Source organism: Streptomyces sp. C10-9-1 (genome assembly GCF_024497955.1).
Taxonomy (GTDB): Bacteria; Actinomycetota; Actinomycetes; order Streptomycetales; family Streptomycetaceae; genus Streptomyces; species Streptomyces sanyensis.
This window is the reverse complement of sequence record NZ_JANHKP010000022.1, coordinates 31,382-52,721: the sequence shown is the minus strand read 5'-3', so window position 1 is coordinate 52,721 and position 21,340 is coordinate 31,382. Positions and strand designations below refer to the sequence as shown.

The 21,340-nt window shown below is 75.3% G+C and carries 20 protein-coding genes and 1 riboswitch; of the genes, 14 read left to right on the top strand and 6 right to left on the bottom strand.

Annotated features, from left to right (window positions below; all coding sequences use genetic code 11):
- Positions 1 to 21: 21 nt before the first annotated feature.
- A complete protein-coding gene (locus NPS70_RS26280) occupies positions 22 to 429 on the top strand; it encodes a VOC family protein (RefSeq protein WP_256526915.1) in 408 nt (135 codons plus the stop codon).
- A gap of 22 nt (positions 430 to 451) precedes the next feature.
- Here the strand turns inward: NPS70_RS26280 and NPS70_RS26275 are convergent, their stop codons facing one another.
- The 3 genes from NPS70_RS26275 to NPS70_RS26265 all read right to left on the bottom strand — a co-directional run bounded on the left by NPS70_RS26275 (position 452) and on the right by NPS70_RS26265 (position 3,849).
- Positions 452 to 1,858, bottom strand: a complete 1,407-nt coding sequence (locus NPS70_RS26275) for a hypothetical protein (RefSeq protein ID WP_374212060.1) — start codon at positions 1,856 to 1,858, stop codon at positions 452 to 454.
- A 125-nt stretch (positions 1,859 to 1,983) separates the two neighbouring features.
- A complete protein-coding gene (locus NPS70_RS26270; protein WP_256526914.1) occupies positions 1,984 to 3,111 on the bottom strand; it encodes a hypothetical protein in 1,128 nt (375 codons plus the stop codon).
- Between the two features lie 63 nt (positions 3,112 to 3,174).
- Positions 3,175 to 3,849, bottom strand: coding sequence for a class II aldolase/adducin family protein (locus NPS70_RS26265; protein ID WP_256526913.1), 675 nt, complete (start codon positions 3,847 to 3,849; stop codon positions 3,175 to 3,177).
- Between the two features lie 222 nt (positions 3,850 to 4,071).
- On the opposite strand from NPS70_RS26265, the gene NPS70_RS26260 reads away from it, so the two are divergent.
- From NPS70_RS26260 to NPS70_RS26230, 7 genes are all read left to right on the top strand, one after another.
- The gene (locus tag NPS70_RS26260; protein ID WP_256526912.1) at positions 4,072 to 5,307 is read left to right on the top strand and encodes an inorganic phosphate transporter; all 1,236 of its coding nucleotides are present in this window, start codon (positions 4,072 to 4,074) and stop codon (positions 5,305 to 5,307) included.
- Between the two features lie 9 nt (positions 5,308 to 5,316).
- Complete coding sequence (locus NPS70_RS26255; RefSeq protein WP_256526911.1) at positions 5,317 to 5,532, top strand: hypothetical protein; 216 nt, start codon at positions 5,317 to 5,319, stop codon at positions 5,530 to 5,532.
- Between the two features lie 203 nt (positions 5,533 to 5,735).
- Positions 5,736 to 5,805, top strand: a riboswitch (cobalamin riboswitch).
- A gap of 111 nt (positions 5,806 to 5,916) precedes the next feature.
- Positions 5,917 to 6,915, top strand: coding sequence for a cobalamin biosynthesis protein (locus tag NPS70_RS26250; protein ID WP_256526910.1), 999 nt, complete (start codon positions 5,917 to 5,919; stop codon positions 6,913 to 6,915).
- Positions 6,912 to 8,417, top strand: coding sequence for a cobyric acid synthase (locus NPS70_RS26245; protein ID WP_256526909.1), 1,506 nt, complete (start codon positions 6,912 to 6,914; stop codon positions 8,415 to 8,417). Before NPS70_RS26250 ends, NPS70_RS26245 begins: the two co-directional genes overlap by 4 nt.
- 49 nt (positions 8,418 to 8,466) lie before the next feature.
- On the top strand, positions 8,467 to 10,527 hold the full coding sequence (locus tag NPS70_RS26240) for a putative cobaltochelatase (protein ID WP_256526908.1): 2,061 nt from the start codon (positions 8,467 to 8,469) through the stop codon (positions 10,525 to 10,527).
- Positions 10,527 to 11,135 carry a cob(I)yrinic acid a,c-diamide adenosyltransferase gene (gene cobO, locus NPS70_RS26235; RefSeq protein ID WP_256526907.1) on the top strand — a complete coding sequence of 203 codons (609 nt, stop codon included), beginning with the start codon at positions 10,527 to 10,529 and terminating at the stop codon, positions 11,133 to 11,135. Before NPS70_RS26240 ends, cobO begins: the two co-directional genes overlap by 1 nt.
- Positions 11,129 to 12,508, top strand: coding sequence for a cobyrinate a,c-diamide synthase (locus NPS70_RS26230; RefSeq protein WP_256526906.1), 1,380 nt, complete (start codon positions 11,129 to 11,131; stop codon positions 12,506 to 12,508). Before cobO ends, NPS70_RS26230 begins: the two co-directional genes overlap by 7 nt.
- A gap of 44 nt (positions 12,509 to 12,552) precedes the next feature.
- On the opposite strand, the gene NPS70_RS26225 is transcribed toward NPS70_RS26230, so the two are convergent.
- On the bottom strand, positions 12,553 to 13,275 hold the full coding sequence (locus tag NPS70_RS26225; RefSeq protein ID WP_256526905.1) for a ZIP family metal transporter: 723 nt from the start codon (positions 13,273 to 13,275) through the stop codon (positions 12,553 to 12,555).
- Positions 13,276 to 13,364: 89 nt separating this feature from the next.
- Between NPS70_RS26225 and NPS70_RS26220 the strand changes: the two genes are divergently transcribed.
- Together NPS70_RS26220 and cobC are read left to right on the top strand one after the other, a co-directional pair.
- The gene (locus NPS70_RS26220) at positions 13,365 to 13,814 is read left to right on the top strand and encodes a cobalamin biosynthesis protein (protein WP_374212059.1); all 450 of its coding nucleotides are present in this window, start codon (positions 13,365 to 13,367) and stop codon (positions 13,812 to 13,814) included.
- Between the two features lie 79 nt (positions 13,815 to 13,893).
- Positions 13,894 to 14,991 carry an Rv2231c family pyridoxal phosphate-dependent protein CobC gene (gene cobC / locus NPS70_RS26215; RefSeq protein ID WP_256526904.1) on the top strand — a complete coding sequence of 366 codons (1,098 nt, stop codon included), beginning with the start codon at positions 13,894 to 13,896 and terminating at the stop codon, positions 14,989 to 14,991.
- Between the two features lie 127 nt (positions 14,992 to 15,118).
- Here the strand turns inward: cobC and NPS70_RS26210 are convergent, their stop codons facing one another.
- Positions 15,119 to 16,123: an SCO1860 family LAETG-anchored protein gene (locus NPS70_RS26210; protein ID WP_256526903.1), complete on the bottom strand. Its 1,005-nt coding sequence runs from the start codon at positions 16,121 to 16,123 to the stop codon at positions 15,119 to 15,121.
- Positions 16,124 to 16,459: 336 nt separating this feature from the next.
- On the bottom strand, positions 16,460 to 17,545 hold the full coding sequence (locus NPS70_RS26205) for an amidohydrolase family protein (RefSeq protein WP_256526902.1): 1,086 nt from the start codon (positions 17,543 to 17,545) through the stop codon (positions 16,460 to 16,462).
- A gap of 552 nt (positions 17,546 to 18,097) precedes the next feature.
- On the opposite strand from NPS70_RS26205, the gene ectA reads away from it, so the two are divergent.
- From ectA to thpD, 4 genes are read left to right on the top strand one after another with little or no spacing between them, the layout of a single operon-like run.
- On the top strand, positions 18,098 to 18,655 hold the full coding sequence (ectA, locus tag NPS70_RS26200; RefSeq protein ID WP_256526901.1) for a diaminobutyrate acetyltransferase: 558 nt from the start codon (positions 18,098 to 18,100) through the stop codon (positions 18,653 to 18,655).
- A gap of 26 nt (positions 18,656 to 18,681) precedes the next feature.
- Positions 18,682 to 19,950 carry a diaminobutyrate--2-oxoglutarate transaminase gene (gene ectB, locus NPS70_RS26195; protein WP_256526900.1) on the top strand — a complete coding sequence of 423 codons (1,269 nt, stop codon included), beginning with the start codon at positions 18,682 to 18,684 and terminating at the stop codon, positions 19,948 to 19,950.
- 36 nt (positions 19,951 to 19,986) lie between these two features.
- Entirely contained in the window at positions 19,987 to 20,385 is a 399-nt protein-coding gene (locus tag NPS70_RS26190) for an ectoine synthase (protein WP_256526899.1), read from the top strand.
- Positions 20,386 to 20,388: 3 nt separating this feature from the next.
- A complete protein-coding gene (gene thpD, locus NPS70_RS26185) occupies positions 20,389 to 21,285 on the top strand; it encodes an ectoine hydroxylase (protein WP_256526898.1) in 897 nt (298 codons plus the stop codon).
- Positions 21,286 to 21,340: the final 55 nt, after the last annotated feature.

Sequence of the window (21,340 nt, the reverse complement as noted above, 5' to 3'; positions counted from 1 at the left end):
AGTATCCGAGGAGTTGGCGCCGTGCCCCACTCTCCGAGCATCTGCCCGACCCTGGTCTACGAGGACGCCAAGGCCGCGATCCGACAGCTCACCGGGGCCTTCGGCTTCACCGAGCACGCGGTCTACGAGAACGAGGACGGCTCGGTCGCCCACGCCGAGCTCGTCTTCGGCAACGGCATGGTGATGCTGGGCAGCAGGGGGACGGGCACCGCGTTCGACCGCCTGATGCGCGGGGGCGGCCCGGTGGGCGTCTTCGTCCACGTCGACGACGTGGACGCGCACCACGCCCGCGCGGTCGAGCACGGGGCGGAGATCGTGGCGGCCCCCGCCGACCAGGACTACGGCTCCCGCGACTACGTGGCCAGGGACCGCGAGGGGAACGTCTGGAGTTTCGGCAGCTACGCGCCGGCGGGAGCCGCGGCCGGGTAGCGCCCGGCCGCGGCACACCGGGTCAGACCCCGCCGGTGTGCACCTGGAAGGCCGCGCGGCGCACCGCCTTGGCGAGGGCCGGGTCCGGGTGGGCTGCGGCGAGCGCGACGAGGACCTGCACGGTGCGGGGGTGCCCGCCCGCCCGGACCTCCTCGATGAGGGCCGGCACCGTGCCCTGGACCGCCGACTCCAGGTGCCGCAGCAGCAGCTGGGGCTCCCCGTGGTCGGCCACGGCCGCCGCGGTGTCGACCCAGAGCCAGGTGGCCTCCTCCCGGGTGAGGACCTCCGCCGCCTCCTCGGGGTCGGCCCCCTCGTACTCGGCGATCCAGAGCAGGGCGTAGGGGCGCAGGGAGGGCTCCGCGGCCGCGGCGCGCACCTCGGCCTCCGCCGGCCCTCCCACCACGCGCAGCGCCTCGAAGGCGAGGCCGCGCAGCAGGGCGTCCTCCCCCCGGGCCGCGGCGAGGAGCTCGCCGACGGCGCTGGAGACGGTGCGCGCCGCGAGCCAGGCCCGGTACTCGGCGCGGGCCGGGCCCGGCGTGAGGCGGGCGCAGCCGCGCAGCATGTCCTCGGCGGACTGCTCGATGTTCCCGGCGGGGCTCTGCGCGGCCACGCAGATCTGCTCCAGCTTGACCCACACCGCCCAGTTGCCCAGGGGGGTGAGGGTGGCCTGGCCGGGCCCGAGGGTCAGCGCGCCGACGGAGGCCAGGCCCTGAAGCGCCCAGTCGAGCAGCACCGGCACGGGGACGTCCGCGTCCGCGGCGGGGGGTTCGGCCTCCGCGGGGCGGGCCGCCGGACCGCCCTCCGCGTCGAGCGGGTCGCAGCGCCCCTCGCGGAGTTCGGCGACCCGCTGCTCCAGCAGGTCCAGCAGCGCCGGCACGTGCACCGGCCCCGCGGAGAGCTGGAGCAGGGAGAGCAGCTGGGGGACCGCCTCGACGACCTCCGCGACGGCGGTCGGCGCGAGGTGCTCCGGCACGGGGTGCGCCAGCGACCAGGCGTCGAAGAGGGCGACCCAGCCGCGCAGCACGGCCATGTCGTCGCGGTCCCAGGCGCGCAGCCGCCATCCGGGCCGGGCGGTCTCGCCGTGGATCTCGATCAGCCCGGACAGACGGGCCCGGTCCCAGCCCGTACGCACCTGGTCCGGGGTCAGCCCGAGCGCGGCCGCGGCCCGCCTGCGCGCCTCGGGGAGCGAGCGGGCCGCCCCCGGGCCGCGCTCCACCGCCGCCCAGCGGGCGATGCGGACGGCGTCGGAGAGGAGTGCGCGCGCCTGGCCGGCCAGCTCCGCGGGGGCCGGGGTGCCCTCGGGGGGACGGGGTGCCGGACGGGTGCGCCGGGTCGTCACGGCCCGCCGCGCCGTGGCCAGGGACCCGGGGCGGACGAGTCGGAGTCTGGAGTTGCGCGCCAACTGCTCATCAGGCTTTCGGGACGTCACGGGGAGCAGTCTTCCCGTTGACGGCCCGAAAGCCCAAACGGACTCCGCGAACACGGGTCCGGACACGGACCGGGGCCGCCGGGGAGGGTGCGCCCGAGGGCGCGGGGGCCTGCGGGGTGCACGCGTCACATGAGCGGGACGAGGAAGCGGCGCACGGCCTCCTCGTACTCCTCGGGTGCGGCGTTCCACATCGCCCCGTGGGGGGCGTCCGCGACGGTGTGGAGGGTGACCAGGTCGGGCCGTTCCGCGGCCAGGCGCCGGGAGCCGTCCCAGGGGGCGAGGGCGTCTCCGGGCCCGTGCGCGACGAGGACGGGTACCCGCACCGCCGCCGGGTCCAGCGCCTCGGCGAGGCCGTCGCGGTGCGGTCCGGTGCGCCCCAGGGCCGCGCGGACCGCGAGCCGGACGAGGGGCGCCGGGGTCCCCCGGGCCGCGGCCAGCGCCCGCACGGTGCCCTCCCAGTCGAAGACCGGGGAGTCCAGGACCAGGCCGCTGATGCGGTCGCGCAGACCGGAACCGGCGGCCGCGCGCAGGGCCATGGTGGCGCCGGTGGAGAAGCCGTGGACGACGACGCGCTCGGCCCCGTGGCGGACGGCGTGGCGCACGGCGGCGTCGAGGTCGCGCCACTCGGAGTCGCCGAGGTGGCTCAGCCCGTCCGGCGGGCGGGGCGCCCCCGCGTCGCCCCGGTAGGCGAGGTCGAGGACCGGGAAGCGCAGCCGGTGCAGCAGGCCCAGCACGTTGAGCGGGTGCTCCCGGGTGGTGCCGATGCCGTGCACGGCGATCACCCAGGTGGTGCGGTCGCCGGGCACGAACCAGGCGGGCAGCGCTCCGAGTTCGCCGGGCACGAGGACCTCGGAGAAGGGCAGCCCGAGCGCGGAGGCCGGGTCGCCGCTGTGCACCTGCGGGGTGAGGCGGACACGGGCGCCGGTGCCGATGCCGTGGTCCGGGCCGCGCACCAGTCGGCGGACCACGGTGTCCGGGGAGGCGGCGCCGTCGAGGACGGGCCCGACGACGGCGTGGACGCCCGGCCCGGTCAGCCCGTAGAGGCCGGGACGCAGCGAGGCGAGGCTGCGGGTGAGGGTGACGGTGCCGGGTCCGGTGCCGTGGACGGTGAGCCGGGGGTCGCCCGGCAGGGGCCTTCGCAGGGGCGTCCCCAGGGCGGCGCTGCTCGCGAGGCGACCGGCGGCGACCGCGGCGGCCGCGCCGGCGCCGAGGAGGGTGGAGACGGCCGCTGCCGTCGCTGTAGCCGGGCGCACGGCTCCAGTGTGGGCGGGCCCCGGGGCGCCTGCCAGCGGAGGGCGCCCGGGCGGGGCGGCCCCTCAGCGCTCCCCGGCCGGGTCCTGGCCGTAGCCGCGCAGCCGGTCCGCGGTGTCCGCGAGCTGCGCGGCGTCCAGCAGGCGGGGGGCGCGTCCGGGGACGGAGGCGGCGGCGAGCCAGACCCGGCACATCCACTCCAGCTGGACGGTGCGGTCGAACGCCTGGTCGAGGGTGTCGCCGACGGCCACGGTCCCGTGGTTGCCGAGCAGGCAGGCGGTGCGCCCGCGCAGGGCCCGGACGGTGCGGCGGGCCAGTTCCGCGGTGCCGTAGGGCGCGTACGGAGCGACCCGGGGCGGGCCGCCGAGGGCGGCCGCCATGTAGTGGACCGGGGGGAGCTCGGTCACCAGGGTCGAGACGGCGGTGGCGTGCACGGCGTGGGTGTGCACCACGGCCCGGGCGGGTGTGGCGCGGTACACGGCCAGGTGGAGCGGAAGCTCACTGGTCGGGGCGAGCCGGCCGAGTACCCGCGTGCCGTCGAGGGCGACGCCGACGGCGTCCCCGGGGCCGAGCCGGTCGTAGGGGACGCCGCTGGGGGTGGCCAGCACCGTGTCGCCGACGCGGACCGAGACGTTGCCGGAGGTACCCGCGACGAGACCCTCCGCGGCGGTCCTGCGGGCAGTGGCGACCAGTTCCCGCCACGCCTTGTCGATCACGTCCCCGCGCGCCTCGTCGGTCATGGGCCGATCCTGCCAGCACCATGTCCCCGTGGAACAGGCGGCGGGGAGGACGGCGGAGGGTGTTCGAGTGGCCACCGGGCGCGGCCGCCGACGCGCCACGCACACAAGCGGAACCACGGGACCCTGTTTGGGGACACCGCAGCGCCCGACCCAGTTCACCTTCCGTTCACCCAGGTTGCCTACGGTCCACGCGTCAGTAACGTCAAACGATTGCCTGGGTAAATGGAACACATCACTCTGCTGCTCGCGATTGTGATCGTGACAGCGCTGGTGTTCGATTTCACGAACGGTTTCCACGACACCGCGAACGCGATGGCGACGACCATCTCGACCGGCGCGATGAAGCCCAAGTCCGCGGTGGCCATGTCCGCCGTTCTGAACCTCGTCGGAGCGTTCCTGTCGGTCGAGGTCGCCAAGACGATCTCGAGCGGACTGGTCGACGAATCAGGCATCTCACCCGAAGTCATCTTCGCGGCGCTCGTCGGCGCCATCCTCTGGAACCTGATGACCTGGCTGGTCGGCCTCCCCTCCAGCTCCTCCCACGCGCTGATGGGCGGCCTGATCGGCGCCACCGTGGCCTCGGCGGGCTTCTCCGCCGTCAACGGCGGCGTCGTGGTCACCAAGGTCCTGATCCCGGCGATCGCCGCCCCGCTCGTCGCGGGCATCGGCGCCATGTTCGCCGCGAAGCTCACCTACCGGATCGGCCGGAACACCGACGACAAGCAGACCGCCAAGGGCTACCGCGCCGGCCAGATCGCCTCCGCGGGCCTGGTCTCCCTCGCCCACGGCACCAACGACGCCCAGAAGACGATGGGCATCATCACCCTCGCCCTGGTCGCCGGCAACGTCGTCGCCCCCGGCTCCAACCCGCCCCTGTGGGTCATCGTCTCGGCCGGTCTGGCCATCGCGCTGGGCACCTACCTGGGCGGCTGGCGCATCATCCGCACCATGGGCAAGGGCCTCACCGACCTCCAGCCCCAGCAGGGCTTCGCCGCCCAGACCAGCGCCGCCAGCGTCATCCTGGCCTCCTCCAACCTGGGCTTCTCGCTGTCGACGACCCACTCCTGCTCCGGCGCCGTGATGGGCGCGGGCCTCGGCCGCAAGGGCGGCGTGGTCCGCTGGTCGACCGCCACCCGGATGTTCGTCGCCTGGGGCCTGACGCTCCCCGCCGCCGGCCTGGTCGCCGCCCTCTCCGAGTTCGTCACCAAGCAGGGCGACTGGGGCGTGGCCGTGGTCGCCGTCTTCCTCGTCGCCTCCTCCCTGGCGATCTGGATCGTCTCCCGCCGCCAGGTGGTCGACCACACCAACGTCAACGAGGCCGGGGAGGGCACCGCCGACGAGCCCCCGGGCGTCGTCACCACCGCCATCGCGGCCGTCACCCCCCCGCCCGCCGGTGAGGCCACGTCCCCCGTCTCCACCCCGGCCGAGTCCGAGCCGGCCCGTCCGGCCGCGGTCTAAGGAAGCAGTATGAAGATCGACTGGGTAGCCCTCGGCTCCGTCTTCGGCGTGAGCCTCGTCGCCACCGTCGCCCTGGTGGCCCTGTTCACTCTCGGGATCATCGGCCTGACCAAGCAGGAGTCGGCCGAGGGCTCGGGCGCAGTCCTGGCCCGCACCGGTGCCTACGCCTGCTTCGCCCTCTGCGTGGCGGCCGTCTCCTTCGGCATCTATCTGATCGTCGTCTGAGCAGTCCCGCCTGACGTCCTCCGGACCGCCCCGGGTGCCCCGCGCACCCGGGGCGGTCCTGCGCGTGCCGGTGCGCCCGGGACGGGCCGCCCGCGTCCCCGCGGCCACGGGGCACCGCGTGCTCTCCCGTCGCAGGTCAGGGGTGAGTTGACGGGCGTTCGCGACCATGGTGGACTGCCGGGGCCATACACGGCGGCAACAGGAGAGGAAGCCCGGTGGAAATCCGGCGCGGTCCCGCCACTGTGACCCGGTCGCCCGGGGAGCCAGGAACTCTCGCCGCCGTTCGCTCCGGACCAGGGCGCGGACCCTGAGTGAGGACTCGCCACATGCCCGGCCGCGGTTCAGCCCTGCCGTTCCGACACCCCTCCCGGGGACACTGACCCCGTGCGTGCCGAACGGATCTTCCCGTACGGCGCCGCCGCCGGACTCGCCGCCGACCTGCTGATCGGGGACCCCCGCACCGGCCATCCCGTGGCCGCCTTCGGACGCGCCGCGGCGGCCGTCGAGCGCCGCCTGTGGCGCGACGACCGGGCCCGGGGAGCGGTCCACACCGCAGTGTGCGCCGGGGGCGCCGTCGCGCTCGCGGCGCTCGCCGCACGGGCCGTGCGCCGCTCCCCCGCCGCCTCGGTGGCCCTCACCGCCGCCGCCACCTGGGCCGTCGTCGGCGGGACCACGCTGGGCCGGGAGGCCCGCACGGTGGGCGCCGCGCTGGCCGCCGGGGACATCGAGGCCGCCCGGCAAAGGCTCCCGCACCTGTGCGGGCGCGACCCGGAGGCCCTGGACGGGCAGCAGCTCGCCCGCGCGGTCGTGGAGTCGGTCGCCGAGAACACCTCCGACGCCGTCGTCGGCGCCCTGGTGTGGGGGGCCGTGGCGGGGGTCCCCGGGCTCGTCGGCTTCCGCGCCGTCAACACCCTGGACGCCATGGTGGGCCACCGCTCGCCTCGCCACCTGCGCTACGGCTGGGCCTCGGCGCGCCTGGACGACGCCGCCGGGTGGCCCGGGGCCCGGCTCACCGCGGCCCTCGCGGCTCTCGCCGGCCCCGACCCGGCCGGAGCGCTCCGCTCCTGGCGGCGGGACGCCGCCCGCCACCCCAGCCCCAACGCCGGCCCCGTGGAGGCCGCCTTCGCCGGCGCGCTGGGCGTGCGGCTGGGCGGGACCCTGGCCTACGGCGGCCGGGTGGAGCACCGGCCGGAGCTCAATCCCGGCGGGCGGCCGGTGGAGCATGCGGACATCGACCGGGCGGTGCGGCTGTCGCGCCGAACCGGGACACTGGCGCTCGCCGTCTGCGCGGGCGCCCGGCTGGCCGCGGGGGCGCTGCTGCGCCGCCGCGCCCGGCGGAGCGGGGCGGCCACCGGGGCGGCTCCGGAGGGGAGGCGGGGATGAGCGGCGGGCTGCTCGTCGCGGGGACGACCTCGGACGCGGGCAAGAGCGTGGTGACGGCGGGCATCTGCCGCTGGCTGGTCCGGCAGGGCGTGAAGGTCGCCCCGTTCAAGGGCCAGAACATGTCGCTGAACTCCTTCGTGACCCGTGAGGGCGCGGAGATCGGCCGGGCCCAGGCCATGCAGGCCCAGGCGGCCCGGGTGGAGCCCACGGCCCTGATGAACCCGGTGCTCCTCAAGCCCGGCGGGGACCGCTCCAGCCAGGTGGTGCTGAGGGGCCGGCCGATCGGCGAGATGAGCGCCCGCGGCTACCACGGGGACCGCCAGCGGGAGCTGTTCGAGCCGGTGATGGCCTGCCTGGAGGAGCTGCGCGCCACCCACGACGCGGTCATCTGCGAGGGCGCCGGGTCCCCGGCCGAGATCAACCTGCGGCGCACCGACATCGTCAACATGGGCGTGGCCCGGGCAGCACGGCTGCCGGTGGTCGTGGTCGGCGACATCGACCGCGGCGGGGTGTTCGCCCAGTTCTTCGGCACCACCGCGCTGCTGGCCCCCGAGGACCAGGAGCTGGTCGCCGGCTACCTGGTGAACAAGTTCCGCGGGGACGTCTCGCTGCTGCAGCCGGGGCTCGACATGCTCCACCGGCTCACCGGCCGCCCCGTCCACGGCGTCCTGCCCTACGCGCACGGCCTCGGCATCGACGAGGAGGACGGCCTGCGGGTCTCCCTGCGCGGCGCCGTGCGCGAGTCGGTGGTGGCCCCGCCGGTCGGCCGGGACCTGCTGCGGGTCGCCGTCTGCGCCGTGCCGCTGATGAGCAACTTCACCGACGTGGACGCCCTGGCCGCCGAACCCGGCGTGGTGGTGCGCTTCGTGGACCGCCCGGAGGAGCTGGCCGACGCCGACCTCGTGGTCGTCCCCGGCACCCGGGGCACGGTGCGCGCGCTGGACTGGCTGCGCACCCGCGGCCTCGCCGACGCCCTCGCCCGCAGGGCGGCCGAGGGGAGGCCGGTGCTCGGTGTCTGCGGCGGGTTCCAGGCACTGGGCGAGCACATCGACGACGAGGTGGAGTCCCGCGCCGGTGCGGTCCCGGGGCTGGGGCTGCTGCCGGTCCGGGTGCGCTTCGCCCGGGAGAAGACGCTCGCGAGGCCGTCCGGAGAGGCGCTCGGCGAGGCCGTCGAGGGCTACGAGATCCACCACGGGGTGGCCGAGGTGCTGGGCGGCGAGCCGTTCCTGGACGGCTGCCGGGTCGGAGCGGTGTGGGGCACCCACTGGCACGGCTCCCTGGAGAGCGACGGCTTCCGCCGGGCGTTCCTGGGCGAGGTGGCCCGGCAGTCCGGGCGCCGCTTCGTCCCCGCCCCGGACACCTGCTTCGGCGCCCTGCGCGAGGAGCAGCTCGACCGGCTCGGCGACCTGGTCGAGGAGCACGCGGACACCGGTGCGCTGCTGCGGCTGATCGAGCAGGGCCCGCCCGCGGGCCTGCCGTTCGTCCCCCCGGGCGCGCCGTGAGCGCCGCACCGGCCGAACCGAGAACCCTCAGCGACGTGAAGGAGCGATCATGAGCACCCGCTACCCGTTCACCGCGGTCGTCGGGATGGACGACCTGCGGCTGGCGCTGCTGCTCAACGCCGTCAGCCCCGCGGTGGGCGGCGTGCTGGTACGCGGCGAGAAGGGAACCGCCAAGAGCACCGCGGTGCGGGCCCTCGCGGACCTGCTGCCCGAGGTGGCGGTGGTCGCGGACTGCCGCTTCTCGTGCGACCCCGCCGCACCCGACCCCGGGTGCCCCGACGGCCCTCACCGGGCCGCCGCCCCGGACTCCCGTCCGGCGCGGATGGTGGAGCTCCCCGTGGGCGCCTCGGAGGACCGCCTGGTCGGGTCCCTGGACATCGAACGCGCCCTCGCCGACGGGGTGAAGTCCTTCGAGCCGGGCCTGCTCGCGGACGCCCACCGGGGCATCCTCTACGTCGACGAGGTCAACCTGCTCCACGACCACCTGGTCGACCTGATGCTCGACGCCGCGGCGATGGGGGCCTCCTACGTGGAGCGCGAGGGCGTCTCCGTGCGGCACGCCTCCCGGTTCCTGCTGGTCGGCACGATGAACCCGGAGGAGGGCGAACTCCGCCCGCAGCTGCTCGACCGGTTCGGGCTGACGGTGGAGGTGGCCGCCTCCCGCGACCCGGACCAGCGGGTCGAGGTCGTCCGCCGGCGGCTGGCCTTCGACGAGGACCCGGCCGCCTTCGCCGCCCGCTGGGCCGAGGACGAGGAGGAGCTGCGGGAGCGGGTCCGCGAGGCGCGGGAGCTGCTGCCCCGGGTGGCGCTGGGGGACACGGCGCTGCGCCAGATCGCGGCGACCTGCGCGGCGTTCGAGGTCGACGGGATGCGCGCGGACATCGTGATGGCCCGGACGGCCACCGCGCTGGCCGCCTGGGACGGCCGCTCGGAGGTCGCCGAGGAGGACGTGCGCCGGGCGGCCCTGCTCGCGCTGCCGCACCGCCGCCGCCGCAACCCCTTCGACGCGCCCGGCCTGGACGAGGACACCCTGGACGAGACGCTGTCCCGCTTCGGCGGCGACGACGAGCCGGACCCGGACCCCGACCCCGGGCCGCCTCCCGGCCCCGGCGACGGCGGGGGCGGGGGCGGAGGCGGTGTCCCGCCGCAGGGCGAGGGCCCCGCGGCCGAGGGTGCCGCGCCCGACCCCTCCGGGACCGGCCCGGAGGCCGGCGGTGCCCCCGGGCCGGACGGGCAGCAGGCCCCCGGGGGGCCGGGGGGCGGCGAGCAGCGGCCCGTCGCCGCCGCGGAACCCTTCCGGGCCCGGATGTTCAGCGTCCCGGGCCTCGGCGACGGGGCCGCGGGGCGGCGCTCCCGGGCCCGTACCGAGCACGGCCGCACCACGGGCGCGCGGCGCCCCCGGGGCGGGCTGACCCGGCTCCACCTGGCCGCCACGGTGCAGGCCGCCGCGCCCCACCAGCGCGCACGCGGCCGTACCGGGGCGGGCCTGGTGGTCCGCCGGGACGACCTGCGCCAGACCGTGCGGGAGGGCCGGGAGGGCAACCTCGTGCTGTTCGCGGTGGACGCCTCGGGCTCGATGGCCGCGCGGCAGCGCATGGGGGCCGTCAAGGGCGCGGTGCTGTCGCTGCTCCTCGACGCCTACCAGCGCCGGGACAAGGTCGGGCTGGTCACCTTCCGCGGCCGGGACGCCGAGCTGGCGCTGCCCCCGACGTCCTCGGTGGACGCGGCGGCGGCCCGCCTCGGCTCGCTGCCGACCGGCGGGCGGACGCCGCTGGCGGCCGGGCTGCTGAAGGCCCGTGAGACGCTCCGCGTGGAGCGGCTGCGCGATCCCGCGCGGCGCCCGCTGCTCGTCGTGGTCACCGACGGCCGCGCCACCGGGGCGGGCGACGCCTTCGGCTCGGCGCTGCGCGCGGCCCGGCTGCTCGCCGCCGAGGGAACCGCGTCGGTCGTGGTCGACTGCGAGTCGGGGTACGTGCGCCTCGGTCTGGCCGGCACCCTCGCCGGCGAACTCGGCGGCACCGCCGTCACCCTGGACGAGCTGCGCGCCGACTCGATCGCCGGCCTCGTGAGGGACGTCCGCACCGCAACCACCGCCAGGAGGGCCGCCTGATGCCCAAGGGACAGCCGTCCGTCGTCCCGGACGACGGACTCACCACCCGCCAGCGCCGCAACCGGCCGCTCGTGTTCGTGCACACGGGCGTCGGCAAGGGGAAGTCGACCGCCGCCTTCGGGCTCGCCCTGCGGGCCTGGAACCAGGGCTGGCCGATCGGCGTGTTCCAGTTCGTGAAGTCGGCCAAGTGGAAGGTCGGCGAGGAGAACGCGCTGAAGGTCCTCGGGGCCAGCGGGCAGGGCGGCACCGTGGCCTGGCACAAGATGGGCGAGGGCTGGTCGTGGATCCAGCGCACGCCCGCGGACGGCGAGCCGAGCAACGAGGACAAGGCCCGCGAGGGGTGGGAGCAGGTCAAGCGCGACCTCGCCGCCGAGACCCACCGGCTGTACGTGCTGGACGAGTTCGCCTATCCGCTGCACTGGGGGTGGATCGACGCCGACGAGGTGATCGAGGTGCTGCGCACCCGGCCCGGCACCCAGCACGTGGTGATCACGGGCCGCAACGCCCCGGGCAAGCTGGTCGACTTCGCCGACCTGGTCACCGACATGTCCAAGGTGAAGCACCCGATGGACACGGGTCAGAAGGGCCAGCGGGGCATCGAGTGGTAGCGCGTCTCGTCATCGCGGCGCCCTCCTCCGGCGCGGGCAAGACCACGGTGGCGACCGGTCTGATGGCCGCGTTCGCCGGCCGCGGGCTCGCGGTGTCCCCGCACAAGGTGGGCCCGGACTACATCGACCCGGGGTACCACGCGCTGGCGACGGGCCGCCCGGGGCGCAACCTGGACGCCTACCTGTGCGGTCCCGAGCTGGTGGGCCCGCTGTTCGCGCACGCCGCCGCGGGCTGCGGGCTGGCCGTCGTCGAGGGCGTGATGGGCCTGTACGACGGCGCGGCGGGCCAGGGCGAGCTGGCGTCGACCGCGCAGGTGGCCAAGCTCCTGCGGGCTCCCGTGGTGCTGGTGGTGGACGCCTCCTCGCAGTCCCGCTCGGTGGCCGCGCTGGTGCACGGCTTCGCGTCCTGGGACCCGGAGGTCCGGATCGGCGGGGTGATCCTCAACAAGGTGGCCACCGACCGCCACGAGCGGCTGCTGCGGGAGGCCCTGGGCGGCTCCGGCGTACCCGTGCTGGGCGTGCTGCGCCGGGCTCCCGCGGTCGAGACGCCCTCCCGGCACCTGGGACTGGTACCGGTCGCCGAGCGGCGCGCCGAGGCGGTCGAGGCGGTGCGGGCGCAGGCGGAGCAGGTGCGGGCCGGCTGCGACCTGGACGCGCTGCTGGCGCTGGCCCGCTCGGCCCCGCCACTGGACGCGGCCCCCTGGCGCCCGGAGGACGAACCGGCCGAGGGCGGACCGGCCGAGGGCGGCGGGGAGCGGCCGGTGGTCGCGGTGGCCGGCGGTGCGGCCTTCACCTTCTCCTACGCGGAGCACGTCGAACTGCTGCGGGCCGCGGGGGCGCAGGTCGTCCCCCTCGACCCGCTGCACGACGAGCGGCTGCCCGAGGGCACCCGCGGTCTGGTCGTCGGCGGGGGCTTCCCCGAGGTGTACGCGCCGGAGCTGTCGGCGAACGAGCCCCTGCGCCGGGACGTCGCCCGCCTCGCGCTCTCGGGTGCGCCGGTCGCGGCCGAGTGCGCGGGCCTGCTCTACCTGGCGCGCTCCCTGGACGGGCGGCCGATGTGCGGAGTGCTCGACGCCGAGGCGCGGATGTCGCCGCGGCTGACGCTCGGGTACCGGGAGGCGGTGGCCGTGGCGGACAGCCCGCTGGCCGCCGCGGGGTCCCGGATGCGCGGCCACGAGTTCCACCGCACGGTGCTGGAGCCGGGCGCGGGCCCGGTGCCCGCCTGGGGGATGGTCCGTCCCGAGCGGCGGGTGGAGGGCTTCGTCCAGGGCGGCGTGCACGCCAGCTACCTGCACACCCACTGGGCGTCCCGCCCCGGTACGGCGTCCCGGTTCGTGGCCGCCTGCCGGGCGGGCGCGGGGCACCGGGTGTGAGGGCGCGCGGGGGCGGGCTCCGGGCGCGGACCGCCGGTGGCCGGTCATCCGGCCAGGCCCACGACGAGCCAGACGAAGCCCACGCCGCCGACCGTGCACAGCAGGGTGGATCCGGCGGGGCGTTCCGCGTGGGCCTCCGGGAGGATCTCGGCGGCTGCCAGGTACAGCAGCACCCCTCCGAAGAAGCCGAGGTAGCCGCCGAGAAGCGCCTCGGGGAAGGCGAACAGCAGGGTGGTGGCGGCCCCCGCGACGGGGGCGAGCGCGGCCGCGAGCAGCATCAGCTGCGCGCGGCGCCTGGTGTTGCCGTAGAGGCTGGTGACCGTGTAGGTGGTGAAGCCGTCGGCGAAGTCGTGGGTGACGACGGCGAGGGCGACGGTGGCTCCCATCCCGCCGCCGATCTGGAAGGCCGCGCCGAGCGCCACGCCGTCCATCAGGCTGTGGAGCACCATCGCGGACGCGGCCGCGACACCCGTGCGCGGATCGCGTACCGGCTGCCCGCGGTCCGCCGTCCGGCGGGCCGCGGGCAGCCGCTGGGCCAGGTGCGCGACCAGGAAGCCAGCGACGAACAGCAGCAGGCCCCGCGGTACGCCGAGGAAGGGCCCGCCGGCGGCCGCCAGGGCCTCCGGCAGGAGTTCGAGCCCGACCACGCCGAGCATCAGCCCGCCCGCGAGGCCGAGCACCAGCGGCCGGCGGCCGGTGGCGCGCTGCGCCGTCCAGCCGCCGAACAGCGTCATCAGGAACGCGCCGAGCGCGACGAACACCGCCATGCGCCCTTGCTAGCCCATCCGCGGGGACGTCCGCACCCCGCGGGCCCCCCTCGTCACCCGGTTGCCCCGGATCGGCTGCCGGGGCGCCGGTGAGCGGGCCGGGCGCGGTGCGGGACCTCGTGGTCGGCGTCGGGGCCTCGCGCGGGGCGCCGCTCGCGGAGGTCGAGGGGCTGGTCCGGCACTGTCTGCGGGAGGCGGGGCTGCCCGTGGACCGGGTGGCGGCGCTGGCCACCCTGGACGCCCGGGCCGCGGAGCCGGGGGTGGCGGGCGCGGCGGAGCGGCTGGGGGTGCCGCTGCTGGCCTACACGGCAGGGGAGTTGGCCGCGGTGGAGGTGCCCGGAGGATCCGCGGCTGTGCTGGCGGCGGTGGGCACACCCTCGGTCGCGGAGGCCGCGGCCCTCGCCGGGGGCGGCGAACTGCTCCTCCCCAAGCGGGTGTCGAGGCCGGCCGGGCGCCGTGCCTCCGCGACCTGCGCGATCGCGCGGCGGAACGGGAGTGTGCTCCCGGGCACTGCCGGGATCGGCCCTTCCGAGCCATGATGGCCTGCGTGCGTTCTTCCCCCCACGTTCACGAGGAGACCCATCGTGTCCATCCCCCCTGCACCCTTGCGCGGCGGCCATGTACACCCGCGCTGACCACGACGAGGGCGGCGAGCGGCCCGGGACGCCGGCCCCCGTCCACGACCTGCGCCACCACGGGGACGCCGAGGTGCGCGACGGCGCCGCCGGCCTGGTCGACCTCGCGGTCAACGTCCGCACCGGCACACCGCCCCGCTGGCTGCGGGAGCACATAGCCGGCTCCCTGTCCGCTCTCGCCGCCTATCCCGACTCCCGGGCCGCCCGGGCCGCGGTGGCCGCCCGGCACGGGCTCCCGGAGGAACGGGTGCTGCTGACGGCGGGTGCGGCGGAGGCGTTCGTCCTGCTGGCCAGGGCACTGCGGGTGCGCAGGCCCGTGGTCGTGCACCCGCAGTTCACCGAGCCGGAGGCCGCGCTGCGGGACGCGGGGCACGAGGTCGGCCGGGTGCTGCTGCGTCCGGAGGAGGCGTTCCGGCTGCGGCCGGAGGCGGTCCCGGAGTCGGCGGACCTGGTGGTCGTCGGCAATCCGACCAATCCCACGTCCGTGCTGCACCCGGGGGAGCTCCTCGCCCGGCTGGCCCGCCCGGGGCGGGTGCTGGTGGTGGACGAGGCGTTCATGGACGCGGTGCCGGGCGAGCCCGAGGCCCTGGCGGGGCGCACCGACGTGCCGGGCCTGGTGGTCCTGCGCTCCCTGACCAAGACCTGGGGACTGGCCGGGCTGCGGATCGGGTACGTGCTGGCGGAGCCGGACACGGTCACTGCCCTGGAGCGCGTCCAGCCGCTGTGGCCGGTCTCCACGCCGGCACTGGCCGCCGCGGAGGCGTGCATGCGCCCGGCGGCGCTGGCGGAGGCGGAGCGGGCCGCGGCGGAGATCGCGGCGGACCGCGCGCACCTGCTGGCCGGACTGGCGGAGTTCGAGGAGGTCCGCACCGTCCCGGACGCGGCGGGGCCGTTCGTGCTGGTCCGGGTCCGCCGGGCAGGGGAGGTGCGCGAGGTGCTGCGGGGGCTCGGTTTCGCGGCCCGCCGGGGCGACACCTTCCCGGGCCTGGACGGCGGGTGGCTGCGCCTGGCCGTGCGGGACAGGGCGACGACGAATCGATTCCTCCAGGCTCTGGACCAGGCCCTGACGGCGGTGGGCTGAGCGGTCCGGGCCTCACCCGGTCGGGCCCGTCCCCCCTCGGTGGGGCCTGACCGGTCGCCGGACGGGGCGCGGAGCGGCGCGGGTGCGCGGGCGGCCCGCGCACCCGCGCCGCTCCCGCGGCCCGGTGTCAGCCCTGGCCGCGCGAGCGGCGGCGGGCCAGGATGCTCGCGGCGGCTCCCCCGACGAGCAGCACCCCGGCGGCGCCGGCGAGGTACGGGGTGGTGGAGCTGCCGCCGGTCTCGGCCAGGTTCTGCGTCGGCTCGCCCGCGGACTGCACCGAGATGTTGCTCTCCGGTTCCGCGGGGGACTCCGCCTCCTCGCCGGGCTCGGCCTCCTGCGCGGGCCGGTCGGGCCCGGTCTCCTCCTGCGCGGGCTTCTCCTCCTCCTCGGCCGCGGCCCGGGGCGAGGTGCAGGTGGACTCGGCGAGCGTGATCTCGCCCTCGACCTCGGCGACGTTGAGTTCCAGCGGGTCGACGGACACCTTGAGCCGCAGGGCCGCCGCCGCGGCGGTGGTGGAGGTGGTGCTGGTCTCCGACAGGTCGAGGGTGACCTTGCCGACGGCCGGGACGTCGACCACGGTCGGCCCGCCCGCGCTCAGCGTGACCTTCTTGCCGAGGACCCTGACGTGCCCGAGGACGTTCGCGGCGGCGGTGGGCTGCTTGCCCGCCTCGCAGCTCACCTCGGAGGTGACCTGCCGGAGTTCGATCAGGGAGAGCAGCGGCAGGCCGGGGAGGTGCACCTTCGCCCGTACCAGGGTGCTGGACGCCTCGGCCCGGCCACCCTCCACGGCGGCCTCGGCGGTGGCGGTGTCCGCCCGCAGGATCCGGATCGGGCGGCCCTTGTCGACGCCGTCCAGGGTCACGCTGAGCGCGGTCTTCCCGGCGCTCTGCGGGGCTTCGACGGCGTTCAGGGAGGTCCGGAGCGGGACCTGGACCGTCTTGTCGAGCAGGCCCACGTCCAGCCCGGCGCGGAGCACGACCGCGGTGGCCTCGCCCCCGCCCGGGCCGTCGGTGGCGTGCGCGGGCGCGGCCAGGGCGAGCGGTCCGGCGGCCAGCACCCCCGCGGCCAGCACGGCGGTGGTGCGGCGCGCGGGGACGCGGGCGGACGGCGCACGGAAGGTGTTGCTGTTCACGGTGGTGGAACCCCCACGGAAGACATGGCGCCGCCGAACGCCCGCGGGGACGCGCGGGGCCCTCGTCCGGCGGCGAAGACACCCAGATCTTTACGCACGGAGGGTGAACGCAGGGGCACCTGAAGTGAGTTCACCCCAAAGGGGGGTTTCCGCTTCGGTATTCGATTCCCGAGGCATGTGCGTTCGCTCCGGTCCCGTACGTCACTCCTCGGGGGTGGTGCGCCCGGCCCGTGCGCGGGCGCGTCGCCCCCGGGGCCGTGCGTGCGCCGAAAGTGTCTCAACGGTCGCAGGGGGTCGGAGGTCACGGCCCGTCAACACGGCCGCACGGCACCGGCCTCAGCCGACGATCCGGCCGTTCAGCACCACCCGGCGCGGTCCGGCCAGGGTGCGGACGTCGGCGCGCGGATCCTCGTCGTACACCACGAGGTCGGCCGGGGCGCCCTCCTCCAGTACCGGGCGTCCCAGCCACCGCCGGGCGCCCCACGTCGTCGCGGAGAGCGCCTCCACGGGCGGGATGCCCGCCTTGACCAGCTCGGCCACCTCGTCGGCGACCAGGCCGTGGGCCAGCGAGCCGCCCGCGTCGGTGCCCACGAAGACGGGCACGCCCGCGTCGTAGGCGGCCCGCACGGTGTCGTAGCGGCGCTCGTGGAGCCGGCGCATGTGGGCCGCCCAGCGCGGGAACCTGGCCTCGCCGCCGTCGGCCAGGTGCGGGAAGGTGGCGATGTTGACCAGCGTCGGGACGATGGCCACACCCCGCTCGGCGAAGAGCGGGACGGTCTCCTCGGTCAGCCCGGTGGCGTGCTCGATGCAGTCGATTCCGGCCTCCACCAGGTCCCGCAGCGACTCCTCGGCGAAGCAGTGGGCGGTGACCCGGGCGCCGAGCCGGTGCGCCTCGGCGATCGCGGCCTCGACGGCGCCGCGCGGCCAGCAGGCCGCGAGGTCGCCCTCCTCCCGGTCGATCCAGTCGCCGACGAGCTTGACCCAGCCGTCGCCGCGGCGCGCCTCGCGGGCGACGTAGGCGGTGAGGTCGCCGGGCTCGATCTCGTGGGCGTAGTTGCGGATGTAGCGCCGGGTGCGGGCGATGTGGCGGCCCGCGCGGATGATCTTCGGAAGGTCGTCGCGGTCGTCGATCCAGCGGGTGTCCGAGGGCGACCCGGCGTCGCGGATCAGCAGCGCGCCCGCGTCCCGGTCCGCGAGGGCCTGCTTCTCGCTGGTGGCCGCATCCACCGGCCCGTGCCGGTCGAGGCCCACGTGGCAGTGGGCGTCGACGAGGCCCGGGAGCGCCCAGCCCCGCACGGTGACCGCCTCGGCGCGGGGGCGCTCGTAGGTGATCCGGCCGTCCACCACCCAGAGCTCGTCGCACGCCTCGTCGGGGCCCGTGAGCACCCGCCCCTCCACCTTCAGCACCGTGTGATCGCTCATACAAGGCAGGGTACGAGGGCCTCGGCAGGCCCGGACGGGACCCGGCCGCGGGCGGAAGGCAGTACACCGCCGGGCGCCCGCCCCGGCAGCGCGCCGCGGACCCGCTCCCGGCCCTTCCCCCTCCGGCCGAGCCGGAGGGCCCGGAGAGCCCGGAGAGCCGCGCACCGCCGGCGGGGGCCCCGGCCGGGCGCCGCACGGATAATGCGGAAAGTAATAACGGAATGCGCGGAGGCGTCCTCCGTGCAACACTCGGAAAACACCGCGAGCGAATTCCCATGGATAGCTCCCCACATTCTGCTGCCCCCGATCCCGGAGGCTAAACCCGCGGATTCCCAACGATTTCGTTGACACTTCGGGGGCATGTCACGGACGTTTCGCGAGTGTGACCGACACCACACAAAATTTGTTTTGCCCCCAAATGTCCGTGCGTACCAGGGCAAATCTCCACCGAGGCGGCCGAGAGGTCGCGCCCGCGCGATAACACATACCGAGGCGTCACCCAACCCCTCCGCCCGATGCAATCTCGAAATTTGCTCGGTAAATTCAATTCGCATGACCGCCGCACAAGAAGACCTTGTACGAGCCCGAGACGCATTCCCGGATTCCGGCGCAGAGCCGGAGCCTTTCGAGATCGACACCCCACGAGTGGAGGACGGAGCCGCGATCTGGCGCATCGCCCGCGACTCCGAGGTCCTGGACCTCAACTCCTCGTACAGCTACCTGCTGTGGTGTCGCGACTTCGCCGCCACCTCGATCGTGGCCCGCGGACGGGACGGCGAGCCCCTCGCCTTCGTCACCGGATACGTACGGCCCGACCGGCCGGAGGCCCTCGTCGTCTGGCAGGTCGCCGTCGACGCGGCGCACCGCGGGCGGGGCCTGGCCGGCGTCCTGCTGGACGCGCTGACGGCCAAGGTCACCGGCGGTCGCGGGGTCCGCGAGATCGAGACCACGATCACGCCCGACAACACCGCGTCCGACCGGCTGTTCACCTCCTTCGCGGAGCGCCACGACGCACCGCTGCGCCGCGAGGTGCTCTTCGACGGCGAGCTGTTCCCCGAGGGGACGCACCAGCCGGAAGTGCTCTACCGCATCGGCCCGCTCGCAGCCTGACGCCCCCCACCCCCTTGGAGACCGCCGTGACCATCACCCCTCCCGCCCTCAGCGTCTTCCAGACCCTCGAATCCGAGGTCCGCAGCTACTGCCGCGGCTGGCCCGCCGTCTTCGACCGCGCGCAGGGCAGCTACCTCCACGACGAGGACGGCCACACCTACCTGGACTTCTTCGCCGGCGCCGGGTCGCTCAACTACGGGCACAACAACCCCGTCCTGAAACGCGCTCTGATCGACTACCTGGAGCGCGACGGCATCACCCACGGCCTCGACATGGCCACCGCGGCCAAGCGCGCCTTCCTGGAGTCCTTCGAGAACGTCGTGCTGCGCCCGCGCGACCTCCCCTACAAGGTCATGTTCCCCGGGCCGACGGGCACCAACGCCGTCGAGGCCGCACTCAAGCTGGCCCGCAAGGTCAAGGGCCGCGAGGCGATCGTCTCCTTCACCAACGCCTTCCACGGCATGTCCCTGGGTTCGCTGGCCGTCACCGGCAACGCCTTCAAGCGCGCCGGCGCGGGCATCCCGCTGGTCCACGGCACCCCGATGCCCTTCGACAACTACTTCGACGGCCAGGTCCCGGACTTCCTGTGGTTCGAGCGCCTGCTGGAGGACCAGGGCTCCGGCCTGAACAAGCCCGCCGCGGTGATCGTGGAGACCGTCCAGGGCGAGGGCGGCATCAACGTGGCGCGCCCCGAGTGGCTGCGTGCCCTCAAGGACCTGTGCGAGCGCCAGGACATGCTGCTGATCGTCGACGACATCCAGATGGGCTGCGGCCGCACGGGCGGCTTCTTCTCCTTCGAGGAGGCCGGCATCACGCCGGACATCGTGACGCTGTCGAAGTCCATCAGCGGCTACGGACTGCCCATGTCCCTGTGCCTGTTCCGCGGCGAGCTCGACATCTGGGAGCCCGGGGAGCACAACGGCACCTTCCGCGGCAACAACCCGGCGTTCGTGACCGCCGCGGCCGCCCTGAACACCTACTGGACCGACGGGCAGATGGAGAAGCAGACCCTCGCCCGCGGCGAGCAGGTCGAGCGCGCGCTGCTGGCGATCGTCGACGAGGAGGGCGGCCGGGGCCTCAGCTTCCGGGGCCGCGGGCTCGTCTGGGGCATCGAGTTCGACGACCACAGCCGCGCCGGCAGAATCTGCTCCCGCGCCTTCGAGCTCGGCCTGCTGCTGGAGACGTCCGGCCCGGAGAGCGAGGTCGTCAAACTGCTGCCGCCCCTCACCGTCTCCCCGGACGAGCTGGACGAGGGCCTGCGCATCCTGGCCCGGGCCGTCCGCGAGACCGCCTGACCCACCGCAACACCACCGAAAGGGAAGCAACGTACCGTGATCGTCCGATCGCTCAAGGACATCGAGAACACCGATCGCCACGTGCGGGCCGCGTCCGGCACGTGGGAGAGCAAGCGCATCGTGCTCGCGAAGGAGAAGGTCGGCTTCTCGCTCCACGAGACCGTGCTGTACGCGGGCACGGAGACGTCGATGTGGTACGCGAACCACATCGAGGCCGTGCTCTGCGTGGAGGGCGAGGCCGAGCTGACCGACCACGAGACGGGCGAGACGCACTGGATCTCCCCGGGCACGATGTACCTGCTCGACGGGCACGAGCGCCACACGCTCCGCCCGAAGACGGACTTCCGCTGCGTGTGCGTCTTCAACCCGCCCGTGACCGGACGGGAGGACCATGACGAGAACGGCGTGTACCCGCTGCTGACGGAGGAGGACTGAGGCATGACCACCGCACCCGAACGCACCGACCTGTACCCCACCCGGGGCGCCTCCGAGGTGCTGACCCCGCGCAAGGACCCGGTCGTCTGGTCCCCGCCGGGCGCCGCGGGGCCGATCGGGGCCGCGGACCTCGCGGGCTTCGAGCGTGACGGGTTCCTCACCGTCGGCGAGCTCCTGACCGACGACGAGGTCGCCGTCTACCGGGCCGAGCTGGAGAGGCTGGTCACCGACCCGGCGGTGCGCGCGGACGAGCGCTCCATCGTCGAGCCGCGCTCCCAGGACGTCCGCTCGGTCTTCGAGGTGCACCGGATCAGCGAGGTCTTCGCGGCGCTGGTGCGCGACGAGCGCGTGGTGGGCCGGGCCCGCCAGATCCTCGGCTCGGACGTGTACGTCCACCAGTCGCGGATCAACGTGAAGCCCGGCTTCGGCGCCTCCGGCTTCTACTGGCACTCGGACTTCGAGACGTGGCACGCCGAGGACGGACTGCCGAACATGCGCACCGTCTCGGTGTCGATCGCGCTGACCGAGAACCGCGACACCAACGGCGGGCTGATGATCATGCCCGGCTCACACAGGACCTTCCTGGGCTGCGCGGGCGCCACGCCGAAGGACAACTACAAGAAGTCGCTCCAGATGCAGGACGCGGGCACGCCGTCGGACGAGGCGCTCACCGGCCTGGCGGGCGAGCACGGGATCCGGCTGTTCACCGGCCGCGCGGGCTCGGCGACCTGGTTCGACTGCAACTGCATGCACGGCTCGGGCGACAACATCACCCCGTACCCGCGCAGCAACGTCTTCATCGTGTTCAACAGCGTGGAGAACACCGCGGAGGAGCCCTTCTCCGCTCCCGTGCGGCGCCCGGAGTTCATCGGGGCCCGGGACTTCACCCCGGTGACGTAGCACCCGCACGACGGGCGGGGCGTCCGCCGCCCCCGTCCGGGCGCCGGTCCGGCAC